We start from the raw sequence: 13,739 nt of genomic DNA on the forward strand, positions 1-13,739 counted from the left end.
GTTGTTAAGCTTTCCACAAATTTAAGTTAACAAATTAGTACCGCACTCCTTGGAGCGCGTCAACCCTAAAGTCGATTTTTTATTCATATCGGATGAGTGGTTTAATAATAGGCAGCTGATACATCGACACATTCAATCAATTCAAAGTGCAATCAGTTAAAAGTGAAGGAAACGTGCTAGAACCTGAGCGGGCGACAAAGATCACAGCCTAAAGCTTTGTGTTATCAAAATTCCGGTATAGGGATTGCGACTTATCACACAAAGGTCTTAATTGCTTGGCGAAAATACGCGCTGACCATTTATAGTAGTGCAGTTGCATTAGGTGAAGAGAAACAGAAGGTAAAGGACTCATGGTCACAGCAAAACAACTTGGACGTTCGGCACTCGCATTAACATTGATCAGCTTATCTGGTTGTCAGCTGTTTCAATCAAACACGAATGCTGAGGTGGCTTCTCCGGTGATCGTGAACGATCATGCGCAAAGTATTATGGTGATCAGCGATCAAATGGACATGTACTTAAGCAGTGAAGGGCGGGAATCTTTCTTAAATCAAATGCTGGTGGCGCTTGAGTCGGACAGCCGAGATAAATTCAAAGGCAAAGATCCTGACACCTATTCGTGGTGGAAGATCCGCGTGCAACCTAATGAGTGGCAACAAGCTGAGATAGTCAGGCCAGTAGAAGAGGGAGTGGATACCTCTAACAAGCTGGAGTTTATGGATGTCTCCTATCGTTCAAAAACGGGGTTAAATTTGCGCTCCAAACCGAGTGTAGAGAGTACAAAGCTGGGGCAACTTGAAAAAGGCGAAGTGTTCAATGCGTTGGCGAGAGTTGAAGGAGAACCTTGGATTCTGGTTGAACAAAAAGGCGTTATTAAGGGCTACGTGCATCAAGATTACGTACGCAGTAACGTAGTGAATCGCGATATTTTGTCGACTCAACCGAATCCGTTGTTCGATGCTCAGCAAGCGACTCATTCTGTATCGAGTGCCCGACACGAGCTGCTGGGCAGTTACACGTGTCGAGCGCTGAGCTATGAGTTAACTAAAGACGGTGATGTGACCACGGGGTCATTACGCGCATGCCGCAAAAAACGCAAAGTTTGGTATATCGATACGCCGTCTACCTCACCAGCTAACCCTTCGTAATTCTTATTGCTTTTATTGATGTGTTTAACGGTATGGTTGGGCACATCAATGTGCGCTATTCCGTCCATTCTACTTTTGTCACTAATTGTCCAACTTCCCGTCATGTAGCTGTCACCTAAACCTCCTACTTTGCACACAAAGGCGTTGTCAAAGTAAGGGAAGGTCACATGCGAACCATTGAGACAATCACACAGCCAATAGCAACCATCGCTAAGTTTGATTTAGCATTCTCTAGCGTATGTCTTCAGCATCGTTTTAACCAACAAGTTGCCAACATCAGTAAAGGCGTTTCGCACAGTGGAGATGGGCATCTCTACGTCGTCTTAGGGCTGTTAGCTTGGTATTTAGATAAAGAACACGGCTCTTGGTTTATGTTAGCCGGATTGCTGGCATTTGCCGTCGAGCTACCCATTTACTGGACGCTAAAAAACAGCTTTAAACGTCGTCGTCCCGAAGAACTGAGCGCTTTGTTACCTGCTTTTATCACCCCTTCTGATCGCTACAGTTTACCGTCTGGACATACTGCTGCTGCGTTTGTCATGGCAACACTTATCAACCATTACTACCCAGAACTCGGTTATGCCGCATTCTTTTGGGCGAGCTTAATTGGTACGGCGCGTATTTTGCTCGGTGTCCATTTCTTTACTGACGTCATCATAGGGGCGCTGTTGGGAAGTGCGTGTGGTGCTCTAGCTATTGCGATCGTAGGAGGCTAATGAATGAAAATTCTATACGGTGTTCAAGGTACGGGAAATGGCCATATCGCACGTGCTCGTGCAATGAGCAAGGCATTTGAATCGCACGATGTGCAGGTCGACTTTCTTTTTTCTGGGCGAGCACCGGAGAAATACTTTTCAATGGAAGCGTTTGGCGATTATCAGACTCGTCGCGGTTTTACGTTTGTGACGGAAAAAGGCTCGGTCAATTACGCCAAAACGGCCTTGAACAACAATTTGATTCATTTTTTCAAAGAAGTGAACCAACTCAACCTGGCGCCTTATGATTTAATCATCAACGACTTTGAACCCGTCACGGCTTGGGCTGCTCGTCAACAAAATAAGCCGTGTATCGGTATCAGTCACCAAAATGCGTTTCGCTATCCAGTGCCTCTGAAGGGGGCGAGCTGGCTGGATAAATCAGTACTTGAGTATTTTGCTCCATCTCAACATCAGCTTGGATTGCACTGGTATCACTTTGATCAGCCGTTGCTACCGCCCATCGTTCACACTTTGGATAACCAAGCGGATAACGATGATTTCGTGTTGGTGTATTTACCGTTTGAGTCGATTGAGGACATCTGCGACTTGTTGTTCCACTTTAATCAGCAGACGTTTATTTGTTATCACCCCGACGTGATAGAAGTAGAGAAAGTGGAGAACATAGAATTGCGTCCGCTGTGCCACACCAACTTTCAGCACCATCTACATCGTTGCTGTGGGGTCATCGCCAATGGTGGTTTTGAATTGCCTTCAGAAGCACTTTCTCTTGGCAAAAAACTGCTAATGAAACCACTGGCAGGACAATTTGAACAGCAGAGCAACGTAGCCACGCTGGAAGATCTTGGGTTAGCCACTGCAATGGACAGTTTAGACATTTCTACCGTACGTCAGTGGCTCAAAGAGCAGCAAGCTGAGAGTGTTAAATACCCCGACGTTGCACAAGCCATCGTGAATTGGGTTTTACAAGGGGCGTGGGATTCGCAAGAAGAACTCTCCAAACAGTTGTGGGAGCAGGTGGATTTTCCGAGCTATGTATCCAATATCTAAGTTTGTTTGCTCGGATTGTTTGTGGCAAACACATAATAACTATTAACTACCTATTATTACGTTTCTTCCAACATTCCTACATGGTACTTGATGCAGCTTTTCGATTTCGAAGGGCTGCATTTTTATTCCCTCTCGTTCATTTCTATTCATTGTTTAATTGCAGATTATTTGACTGATACGCGCAAATTTACGCCAAAGACATAGGCTGTGTTTTTTGGTCTGTTGGTTATTGATAGGTGGGGTAAATGTGTTTCGATGTTTGTTCTTAGTCTTATCAATTTGCTAAATACATACTCAAAGAGTGTGGTTTTAGTTGTTTTATAGTTTTTTATGTTTTTCTCAATTTGTTGATTTTAAATGATTAAATACCTAAGTGGCTAAAATTTAGTGATTAAATGTCAATCTAGTTGCTAAACCCCAATCGATTAGTTGATAGTACGCTTCGAGCCGGAAGTATCCGGACGATAAATATAATAAAAATTAGGTTTCTATTCGTAAAAATGATTCGAATCCAGCCGCCGTCTTTTGTGCGAGATGGGATTCTATTCGTTATGAATTCATTGAAACAATTTGACGATTACAAAAGAGGCGCACTCAATGTTAGAGAAGAAAGATGCGATGAGCGCAATTGCTAGCTACCGTATGGAAAGCACTTTGCGTGGTGTAGATTTGAACCTACTGACTGTATTTGATGCTGTGATGCAAGAGCAAAATATCACTCGTGCAGCACACAACTTAGGCATGTCTCAACCGGCAGTAAGTAATGCCGTGGCACGCTTAAAAGTGATGTTTAACGATGAACTGTTCATGCGTCAGGGCCGTGGTATTCAACCAACTCAACGTGCGCGTCAACTGTTTGGCCCTATCCGCCAAGCATTGCAACTGATCCGTAACGAATTGCCAAGCTCGGTATTCCAACCAGAGTCGTCAACTCGTCTATTCAAACTGGCGATTTGCAGCCCATGTGACATGCGCTTTGCTCCAAAAATCATGGCGAAGATTAATCAACAAGCGCCAAACGTTCAGCTGCATCTAGACGCGGAATTTGACCGTCTTCTTTCTGAGCGTATGCGTTACCAAGAAATCGACTTCGTGATCGATTACGCTCGTTTTGATGAGCAAGGTTTCTCAAGCACAGAAATCTTCAAAGATGAATTGGTGGTTATCGCTTCGAAAACGCACCCACGTATTCAAGGTGGCGTAAGCGCCGAGCAGCTAATTAACGAAAAGCACGCGAAACTGTCTAAAGTTCACGGTCAACGTAGCTTCTCTGAGCAGGCGTACCGCGAGCTTGACTGCCAAGCTGCGTACGAAGGTTCAAGCCTAAGCAACTTGCTTTACGTTGTTAGCCAATCTGAGTTAGTGACTATCGCACCACGCTGGATGGCGGAAAATGCGGTGAACAGTGACCAACTGCAGATTCTAGACTTCCCATTTGCGAACAAAGAAATCAGCGGCTTCCTTAGCTGGCATGAATCAAGTGAAAAAGACAAAGGCCACATTTGGCTACGTGACCAGCTAATGGTGACGTGTGGTGAAGTGGTTGCATCAAAATAAGTTTATTATTTGGTCTGATGAACTGGTCAGACTGGATTTGTAATCATCAATTTTTACAATTGTTTGGCCCCGAGAGACGCTTGTCTTTCGGGGCTTTTTATTTAGGTTAATTAATAAGCGAAACAGCAAGTTATTTTGCCTAAACCTCCATCAACTTCAATTGGGCCTTGAGTTCATTAGTGATAGTTGTCTCTTATTAGTGATAAGTTTGATACTGGTCAGTTGCGTTTTAGCATTGCGTGAGTACACTTGTTCGCTCAAATAGCTTACGCCTGTAAGCCAAAAGGTAAGTAAAAGAATGGCCAAGTTAGATTTTCATATCGTTAAACGTATTCGTGAACAAATTGCGAACGGTGGTACCCGCGTTGCACTGAAACATAAAGTAGCAGGAGCATGGCAAGGTATTACTTGGGAGCAGTTTGGTCAGCAAGTTGATACTTTATCGCTTGCACTTTTGGCTCAGGGTTTAGGAGTCCAAGATAAGATCGGCATTTTCTCAAACAATATGCCGCAATGGACGATTGCTGATTTCGCCGCACTGCAACTGCGTGGCGTGACGGTGCCTATCTACCCAACCAATACTGCTGCTCAGTCGGCATACATCATCGACAACGCAGACGTAAAAGTTCTGTTTGTTGGCGAACAGCCTCAGTTTGATGCTGCTGTGAGCATTTTTGAACAATGTGAGCAGTTAGAGCTGATTGTTGCGATGTCGGACGATATTGAGCTTGGCGATCATGACTTTGTTATCTCTTGGAAAGACTTTGTCGCAAAAGGTGATACTAGCCATCAAGCTGAACTTGATGAGCGTTTGGAACAAGCGAAAGTTGATGATTTGCTTACGCTGATCTACACCTCAGGTACAACGGGTCAACCTAAGGGCGTGATGTTGGATTATGGCAACATCGCAGCTCAGCTAGAAGGTCACGACCAACGCTTGAGCTTATCTCAAGATGATGTTTCTTTGTGTTTCCTTCCGCTTTCACACGTATTTGAACGCGCTTGGACATTCTACGTATTATACAAAGGTGCGACGAACTGTTACTTGCAAGACACAATGCAGGTGCGCGATGCCTTGAGTGAAGTGCGTCCAACCGTGATGTGTGCGGTTCCTCGTTTCTACGAAAAGATTTTCTCAGCGATTCACGAGAAAGTGTCTCGAGCACCGATTCATCGCAAGATCATGTTTACTTGGGCGGTGAACATGGGCGCGAAAATGGCACTTTGCCATCAAGAAAAGCGCAAACCTTCGATGATGCTGCGCAAAGCACACGCATTAGCTGACAAGCTGGTGCTCAGTAAGCTGCGTGCACTGCTCGGTGGTCGTATCAACTTTATGCCATGTGGTGGCGCGAAGTTGGATGAAACCATTGGTCGCTTCTTCCATGCGATTGGCATCAACGTGAAGTTGGGCTACGGCATGACAGAAACCACCGCGACGATTTCGTGCTGGGATGACAAGTGCTTTGATCCGGATTCTATCGGTATGTCGATGCCTGGCGCGCAAGTGAAGATTGGCGAAAACAACGAGATTCTAGTTCGTGGCCCGATGGTGATGCGCGGTTACTACAAAATGCCAGAAGAGACCGAAAAGACGTTTGATGAGCACGGTTTCTTAAAGACCGGTGATGCTGGCCATATTGATGAAAATGGCAACCTGTTCATCACCGATCGCATTAAAGAACTGATGAAAACCTCTGGTGGTAAATACATTGCACCGCAAATGATTGAAGGTGCGATTGGTAAAGACCACTTCATTGAGCAGATTGCGGTGATTGCCGATACACGCAAGTTTGTTTCTGCGCTGATTGTGCCGTGTTTTGACTCTCTTGAAGAATATGCGAAAGAACTGAACATTGCATACCATGACCGAGTTGAGCTTATCAAACACCACCAAGTGGTCGAAATGCTTGAGAAGCGAGTGAATGAACTGCAAAAAGAACTGGCGAAATTTGAGCAAGTTAAGAAGTTCAAACTGCTACCAAGAGCTTTCTCGATGGACGATGGAGAGTTAACGCCAACGCAAAAACTGCGTCGTAAAGTGATTAACGATAAATACCAAGACGAAATCGAAGAAATGTACAACGAAAAGTCAGATAAAAAGTAACAAGCACTGACTTAGATTTCAGATTGATGAAAAGATCCCCAGCCATACCTTTTGGTATCGTTGGGGATTTTTGTATGTGCAGCAGTTCGGCTTGATGATGCAGATAACGGGTGAATTTCTGATGTTTGGGTAAATCTCTGTGAAATTATGTTCTTTTTTTTGTCGTTATGTTTTTTGATCGTGCTGCATATTTGCGCTTAGTTGGCTTCTATTCCTGTTATCGTTCTGCTTTCTAGTGTCTTGTTTAAAAACTAGACATATCTCTCATTAGACCCGTTGCTAATAAACCGTTACATTTGTTGATGAACCTTGCGGGATGTTATGACGAACGCAAGACATAGCCGAAAACGTGGAAGTATTTCGATTAGGCTACGAATAAGACCTAGACTATGTAAAACCAGACCAAACCGTTGACCTTACGGTGTGGAATTCTGGGTAAGGAGAGCAATTATGACAGCAATGTTGTCAGGTGCAGAGATGGTGGTGCAATCTCTGATAGAGGAAAACGTAGAGCAGATCTTCGGTTATCCGGGTGGTTCCGTTTTGGATATCTATGATGCACTGCACGCAAAAACCGACCAAATTAAACACGTACTAGTAAGACACGAACAGGCTGCGACACACATGGCTGATGGCTATGCTCGCGCAACAGGTAAGCCGGGCGTGGTACTGGTATGTTCAGGGCCTGGCGCAACCAATACCATTACTGGTATTGCAACGGCGTACATGGACTCCATTCCGATGATCGTGATTTCAGGGAACGTGCCAAACAGCCTGATTGGTAACGATGCTTTCCAAGAATGTGACATCGTGGGCGTCTCTCGTCCGGTAGTAAAACACAGCTTTTTGGTGAAAAAGGCGGAAGATATCCCTGAAACGATCAAAAAAGCCTTCTACATTTCAACAACGGGTCGTCCTGGACCAGTTGTGATTGATTTGCCTAAAGACGTAATGAATCCGCAAATCAAACTGCCTTACCAATATCCAGAAAGCATTTCGATGCGTTCATACAAGCCAACCACTTCGGGTCATAAAGGCCAAATCAAGAAAGCGCTGAAGTCTTTGATTGAAGCGAAAAAACCGGTGCTTTATGTCGGTGGTGGCGCAGTCATTTCTGGTGCTCACGAACATATTTTAGAACTGGCAGACAAACTTAACCTGCCAGTTGTCAGTACCTTAATGGGCCTAGGTGCATTTCCGGGTACTCACAAAAACTCGCTTGGTATGTTAGGTATGCACGGTACCTACGAAGCCAATATGGCGATGCACGAAGCGGATCTAATCTTCGGTATTGGGGTACGTTTTGATGACCGCACCACCAATAACCTTGAGAAGTACTGTCCAAATGCGAAAGTGATGCACATTGATATTGATCCGTCGTCGATCTCCAAAAACGTCAAAGTGGATCTTCCAATCGTAGGCTCTGCTGAAAAAGTACTGACTACTATGCTTGGTCTACTGGCAGAGCAAGATTGTGGCAACGATGAAGCGGCGATCACTAAGTGGTGGGATGATATTCAAGTGTGGCGCGATCGTCAGTGCTTGTCTTACGAAACGTCGTCGGATCGTATCAAGCCACAACAAGTCATTGAAACACTGCACAAGCTAACCAATGGTGACGCGTATGTGGCGTCTGATGTAGGCCAGCACCAAATGTTTGCGGCGTTGTACTACCCATTCAACAAACCTCGCCGTTGGATCAATTCGGGTGGCTTGGGCACAATGGGCTTCGGTCTTCCTGCTGGTATGGGCGTTAAGTTCGCGATGCCTGAAGAAGAAGTGGTGGTGGTGACGGGTGATGGCAGTATCCAGATGAACATTCAGGAGCTATCGACGGCCATGCAGTACGATATTCCTGTGAAGATCATCAATCTGAATAACCGATTCCTCGGTATGGTAAAACAGTGGCAAGACATAATTTATCAAGGTCGCCACTCTAACTCTTACATGAGTTCTGTTCCGGATTTTGCTGCGATTGCAGAAGCTTATGGTCACGTCGGCATTCGTATCGAAACGCCAGATCAGCTCGAAGAAGGGCTACAAAAAGCGTTGGATATGAAAGATCGTTTGGTGTTTGTTGATATCAACGTAGACGAAACCGAGCACGTATACCCGATGCAAATTAAAGGCGAAGGTATGGACAAGATGTGGCTAAGCAAAACGGAGAGAACTTAATATGAGACACATTATTTCATTGCTATTGGAAAACCAACCGGGTGCGTTGTCTCGTGTTGTCGGCTTGTTCTCTCAACGTGGTTACAACATTGAATCATTGACCGTATCGCCGACGGATGATGAAACGTTATCGCGTTTGAACATCACAACCACATCGGATGAAATGCAGCTGGAGCAAATCCAGAAACAGCTACACAAGTTGATTGATGTACTGAAAGTGCAAGAAGTTACTGAGTTTAAACACATTGAACGTGAACTGATGATGGTGAAAGTGAAAGCCAGTGGTTTTGCGCGAGCGGAAGTGAAACGTACGGCAGATATTTTCCGAGGACAGATTGTGGATGTCACCGCTTCTCAGTACACAGTGCAGCTTGCTGGCACCAGTGAAAAGCTCGACGCGTTCATCCAAGCCATCTCCGAAGTCACCGAAGTGGTCGAAGTAGCACGTAGCGGGGTAGTGGGTATTGCCCGTGGAGAACGAGCGTTAAAGCCTTAACAAGCCTCATATCTGACCGAAAAGCCACTGTATTACAGTGGCTTTTTGTTTAGATGCTGCCAAATAATGATATAATTGTCGTTTTAGTAGGCATCATAGGCTGTAGGACGCGTGAAAGTAAAAAAGCTGGTCGGCACATTATTGGCGACAGCACTATTCTTTAGTGCCCTCACCGCCACCTACTACTACCAGAAATACCAAGCCCTCTTAGCGAATAATGTTGAAAACACCGCCAAAGAAGCCTTACACCAACTGGCTTACACCGGGCGCGAATACAACAATATTCAAGATCAGATAGAAACCATCAGCGACCTACTTGGTCACAGTCAAAGCCTTTACGATTACTTACGTGAACCCAGTAAAGCCAATCTGACCATCTTAGAGAACATGTGGAGCTCGGTTGCTCGCAACCAAAAACTGTACAAGCAGATCCGTTTTCTCGATACCTCTGGCACCGAAAAAGTTCGCATTAAATACGATTTCAAAACCGGCATCGCTGGCCCATCATTGATCCTTCGAGATAAATCTGCGCGAGAGTATTTTAAATACGCGCAGAGTTTGGATAACGAGCAAATCTCAGCTTGGGGGATTGAACTTGAAAGGGACAAAGGTGAGTTGGTTTATCCGCTAAGTCCGTCACTACGCATTTTGATGCCAATTTCAGTGAATGACGTTCGACAGGGCTACTTAGTGTTGAATGTCGATATCGAGTATCTGTCATCCCTTCTCAACTATTCCCCAGTGCGAGATTTCCATATCGAGTTGGTTAAGCACAAAGGCTTTTATATCTCGAGTCCTGACGAGTCGCGCTTGTATGGCGATATTATTCCTGAGCGTTCTCGGTTTAATTTCTCGAATATGTATCCAGATATATGGCCGCGAGTAGTATCTGAGCAAGCGGGGTACTCTTATAACGGTGAACATTTGATTGCGTTTAGCTCGATTAAGTTTGTCTCCAACGAGCCTTTGCATCTCATCATCGACCTCTCGAATGAGCAGTTGTCAAAAAGAGCGACGCGCGACATCAATGACCTTATTCAAGAATCCTTGTTTGTATTAAGTCTTGTGCTGGTTTTCACTTTGCCAATTACCGCGTTGGCGCTGCATTACCGTCGTCATAGTGTGGAATCGAAGTTAGCCCGTGCCGCACTCGATGGTATGACCGCCGTCATGATTTCTGACGCATCGCTTCGCATCATCATGGTCAACCAAGAGTTTGAAAACATGATGGGTTATTCTACCGAACAAGTGAAAGGCTCAAATGCCCATAGCCTGATTTTGCTTCCTGAAGACCTCGAAGAGACGCTAAACATTTGGAACAAGTTAGGGCGCGAGAATGTTTGGGAAGGCGAAGTACGCTGCCGTACCCAATTGAATCATGTGTTTACGGCGATCATGCGTATCCAAGCGAACTTAACAAAGTCCGGTAAAATCAGCTATTACATCACTTCGCTGGTGGATATTTCTGAACGTAAAGCGTTGGAAGAGCAGTTGCGCAACTTAAGTGAGAAAGACGGTTTGACTGGACTGTGGAACCGCAGAAAGTTTGAAGAACAATTAACCCACTACGCGAATATTGTAGAACGTTATCCTGATACACCGACGACGTGTTTGGCTTTGTTTGATATTGACCACTTTAAGCGCATTAACGATGAACGCGGTCACGATGAAGGGGATAAAGTCATTTGTAGCGTCGCAGAAACGTTACTCCGTGAAGTGCGCACTACGGATTTTGTTTCTCGTGTCGGTGGTGAGGAGTTTGCGGTGATCATGCCTCATACCACAGTTAAAGAGGCCGAAGTGGTGCTCAATCGTTTGCGAGTCGCGGTTCAGCTGCGAAGCAATATGACCGTTACCGTCAGTGCGGGTTATAGTGACCTCACTGCCGATCGAACTCGAAGTTATAAGTGCGCAGATATCGCGCTGTATGAATCCAAAAGCGCTGGTAGAAACTGCGTTTCTTTGTGTCATAGCATTGATGATATTGCTTAGTTCACATGAGCGAGAGAACCGTTTATACCAAAAAGAAAAAATCGGGATATACCCGATTTTTTCGTTAATAAGCGAGTTGATTTGGCGTGACGTTTATAGCGGGTTGTCGATGGCGGTTTCGACACATTGCAACGACTTCAACAAATAACGATCCAGAAACTGCACCGCATCGTCACTATTTTTAGACAGCGATAACTTCATGATCATCTCTTGTTCATCGATATTGCAGTGACCTTGATTGTTCGTTCCTAGCACTTGCATAGCAAAGTAATGGTAACGCTTGATCTGGTTTAAAATATCTCGGAAGAAGGTAAACAAATTGTGCGAGTTCGCCCCCTCAAGCAACGCCTCAAGAAAGTGATAGTGGCGTTCTTCCCATTCTCTCCAGCAAAAGCCTTGGTCGAGATTCACTCTAGATAGTTTGTGGTATGAAGTTAGGACGTCCAGTTCCCAGTTCTCATCACCTGTCATGATCGCCTTTTTCAATAGAAATGAAGCCGTCATCCGTAGGCTTTCATACAAGTCATTCAACTCATGCTTACACACTGGTGCAACCCAGCAGCCTTTTTGCGGCGCGAGTTTGACGTATTTGCTCCACGATAGCTGAACCAATGCTTCGCGAATAGGGGAGGCACCTACGTTGTATTTCTCTTTTAGCTCTGCAACCACAAGTTTTTGACCAGGTTTTAGCTCACCAGTCAGGATATCCTGACAGATCATTTTTGATACTTTGTCGGTAAGAGTGGGACTGGACACATACACCTCATAGAATTTTTTATCGTGACGACAAAATTAAACAGTACGCAGTTCTGCGTGAGATGAATGATACAGGTAGCGTATTATTAGAGCAAGAAAGCCATATAAAAAAAGAGGGCATAAGCCCTCTTTCTCAATAAACTGAAGTGTTAAAAATTCAGTCTTATAGTACGTGTACAGAAGCTGTGTTCGTAGTACCTGAAGCGACTAGAGCACCAGAAACCATTACTACGATATCGCCTTTGTTACCTAGACCAGATTCTAGAGCAAGTTCTTTACCTGCTACGTAGAATGCGTCAGTGCTTTCGATAGCGTCAACAACAACTGGAGTAACACCCTTAGTTAGAACTAGTTGTGCTGCAGTTTTCTTGTTAGTTGTTAGCGCTAGGATGTTTGCAGTTGGGAAGTACTTACGTACTGAACGTGCAGACTTACCGCCTTCAGTTGCAACAACGATCAGTGGAGCAGCCAGTTTTTCAGCTGTGTCTACTGCGCCTTTACATACTGCTTCAGTGATGCGTAGACGTGGGCTGTCTAGACGAGAACCTAGTTCAGCTTTAAGTACAGAGTCAGTACGTTTAGCGATTTGAGCCATGATAGTTACCGCTTCAACAGGGTATTTACCTTTTGCTGTTTCGCCAGAAAGCATTACTGCGTCTGTGCCATCCATTACTGCGTTTGCAACGTCGCCTGCTTCCGCACGAGTAGGACGTGGGTTGTTGATCATAGAATCAAGCATTTGAGTTGCAGTGATAACCATCTTACGTGCACGGTTACACTTCTCGATCATCATTTTCTGAGCGAAGATTACTTCTTCAGCTGGGATTTCAACACCTAGGTCGCCACGAGCAACCATGATGCCGTCAGAAAGTTCTAGGATCTCATCGAAGTTATCAACACCTTCTTGGTTTTCGATCTTAGAGATGATGTGGATGTTCTCGCCGCCGTTTGCAGCTAGAACTTCACGGATTTCTTGAACGTCAGAAGCTTTACGGATGAAAGATGCAGCTACGAAATCAACGCCTTGCTCACAACCGAATTTAAGGTCGTTCTTATCTTTTTCAGATAGAGCAGGTAGGTTTACAGATACGCCAGGAAGGTTAACACCTTTGTTTTCGCCTAGAGCACCGTTGTTAAGAACTTTACATTTAACTTCAGTGTCAGTTGTTGCGATAACTTCCATCTCGATTAGACCGTCGTCTACTAGGATAGTGTTACCAACGTTTAGGTCAGCTGCGAAGCCAGCGTAAGTTACTGCAACTTTGTCTTTGTTACCTACAACTGAAGTGTCAGTTGTGAAAGTGAATTCTTGACCAGCTACTAGATCAACGTCGTTACCGCCTTCTAGTTTGATAGTGCGGATTTCTGGACCTTTAGTATCTAGAAGGATTGCTAGTTGTTTGCCAGTAGCTTCCATTACTTTGCGGAAGTTCGCGATACGAGTGCCGTGTTCTTCGTAGTCACCGTGAGAGAAGTTAAGACGCATTACGTTCATGCCTGCGTTTACTAGTTCAGTTAGCTTCTCTACAGATTCAGTTTTAGGGCCAATCGTACAAACGATTTTGGTCTTTTTCATGGAAGATACTCTCCGGTAAGTATAGTTACAATTTGAAAGTCGGTTATTTACTCTGAAGTTAGGCGCTTTTGATGACATTTAGTGCCTGCCACCCACCGATTTTCCGCCGTATTATTGAACTTCAGATTCTGAAAGTCTTTCACCAAGTTTAGTCATTTTATGACTA

10 protein-coding genes are annotated in these 13,739 nt (G+C 44.7%); 8 read left to right on the forward strand and 2 right to left on the reverse strand.

What is annotated here, in order from left to right:
- Positions 1 to 350: 350 nt before the first annotated feature.
- The 8 genes from BIW15_RS12310 to BIW15_RS12345 all read left to right on the forward strand — a co-directional run bounded on the left by BIW15_RS12310 (position 351) and on the right by BIW15_RS12345 (position 11,241).
- Complete coding sequence (locus tag BIW15_RS12310; protein WP_025558302.1) at positions 351 to 1,148, forward strand: SH3 domain-containing protein; 798 nt, start codon at positions 351 to 353, stop codon at positions 1,146 to 1,148.
- A gap of 167 nt (positions 1,149 to 1,315) precedes the next feature.
- Complete coding sequence (locus tag BIW15_RS12315; protein ID WP_005480556.1) at positions 1,316 to 1,864, forward strand: phosphatase PAP2 family protein; 549 nt, start codon at positions 1,316 to 1,318, stop codon at positions 1,862 to 1,864.
- A 3-nt stretch (positions 1,865 to 1,867) separates the two neighbouring features.
- Entirely contained in the window at positions 1,868 to 2,914 is a 1,047-nt protein-coding gene (locus BIW15_RS12320) for an MJ1255/VC2487 family glycosyltransferase (protein ID WP_005488416.1), read from the forward strand.
- 597 nt (positions 2,915 to 3,511) lie between these two features.
- Positions 3,512 to 4,471 (forward strand): LysR family transcriptional regulator CalR, encoded by a 960-nt coding sequence (calR, locus tag BIW15_RS12325; protein ID WP_005459522.1) that lies wholly within the window; start codon positions 3,512 to 3,514, stop codon positions 4,469 to 4,471.
- Between the two features lie 298 nt (positions 4,472 to 4,769).
- On the forward strand, positions 4,770 to 6,578 hold the full coding sequence (locus tag BIW15_RS12330; RefSeq protein ID WP_020840033.1) for a long-chain fatty acid--CoA ligase: 1,809 nt from the start codon (positions 4,770 to 4,772) through the stop codon (positions 6,576 to 6,578).
- A gap of 450 nt (positions 6,579 to 7,028) precedes the next feature.
- Positions 7,029 to 8,753 (forward strand): acetolactate synthase 3 large subunit, encoded by a 1,725-nt coding sequence (locus BIW15_RS12335; protein WP_005480580.1) that lies wholly within the window; start codon positions 7,029 to 7,031, stop codon positions 8,751 to 8,753.
- 1 nt (position 8,754) lies between these two features.
- Positions 8,755 to 9,249, forward strand: a complete 495-nt coding sequence (gene ilvN / locus BIW15_RS12340) for an acetolactate synthase small subunit (RefSeq protein ID WP_077281117.1) — start codon at positions 8,755 to 8,757, stop codon at positions 9,247 to 9,249.
- Positions 9,250 to 9,360: 111 nt separating this feature from the next.
- On the forward strand, positions 9,361 to 11,241 hold the full coding sequence (locus BIW15_RS12345; protein WP_015296200.1) for a GGDEF domain-containing protein: 1,881 nt from the start codon (positions 9,361 to 9,363) through the stop codon (positions 11,239 to 11,241).
- Between the two features lie 93 nt (positions 11,242 to 11,334).
- On the opposite strand, the gene BIW15_RS12350 is transcribed toward BIW15_RS12345, so the two are convergent.
- Complete coding sequence (locus BIW15_RS12350; RefSeq protein WP_005480529.1) at positions 11,335 to 12,003, reverse strand: GntR family transcriptional regulator; 669 nt, start codon at positions 12,001 to 12,003, stop codon at positions 11,335 to 11,337.
- A 157-nt stretch (positions 12,004 to 12,160) separates the two neighbouring features.
- A complete protein-coding gene (gene pykF / locus BIW15_RS12355) occupies positions 12,161 to 13,573 on the reverse strand; it encodes a pyruvate kinase PykF (protein WP_005453794.1) in 1,413 nt (470 codons plus the stop codon).
- Positions 13,574 to 13,739 lie beyond the last annotated feature (166 nt).

This window comes from Vibrio sp. SALL6 (assembly GCF_002002385.1).
GTDB classification, from domain to species: Bacteria; Pseudomonadota; Gammaproteobacteria; order Enterobacterales; family Vibrionaceae; genus Vibrio; species Vibrio parahaemolyticus.

Bases quoted from the DNA above. Each gene is read 5' to 3' on its own strand.
- BIW15_RS12310 (WP_025558302.1), top strand. From the start codon at position 351: ATGGTCACAGCAAAACAACTTGGACGTTCGGCACTCGCATTAACATTG.
- BIW15_RS12315 (WP_005480556.1), top strand. From the start codon at position 1,316: ATGCGAACCATTGAGACAATCACACAGCCAATAGCAACCATCGCTAAG.
- BIW15_RS12320 (WP_005488416.1), top strand. From the start codon at position 1,868: ATGAAAATTCTATACGGTGTTCAAGGTACGGGAAATGGCCATATCGCA.
- calR (WP_005459522.1), top strand. From the start codon at position 3,512: ATGTTAGAGAAGAAAGATGCGATGAGCGCAATTGCTAGCTACCGTATG.
- BIW15_RS12330 (WP_020840033.1), top strand. From the start codon at position 4,770: ATGGCCAAGTTAGATTTTCATATCGTTAAACGTATTCGTGAACAAATT.
- BIW15_RS12335 (WP_005480580.1), top strand. From the start codon at position 7,029: ATGACAGCAATGTTGTCAGGTGCAGAGATGGTGGTGCAATCTCTGATA.
- ilvN (WP_077281117.1), top strand. From the start codon at position 8,755: ATGAGACACATTATTTCATTGCTATTGGAAAACCAACCGGGTGCGTTG.
- pykF (WP_005453794.1), bottom strand. From the start codon at position 13,573: ATGAAAAAGACCAAAATCGTTTGTACGATTGGCCCTAAAACTGAATCT.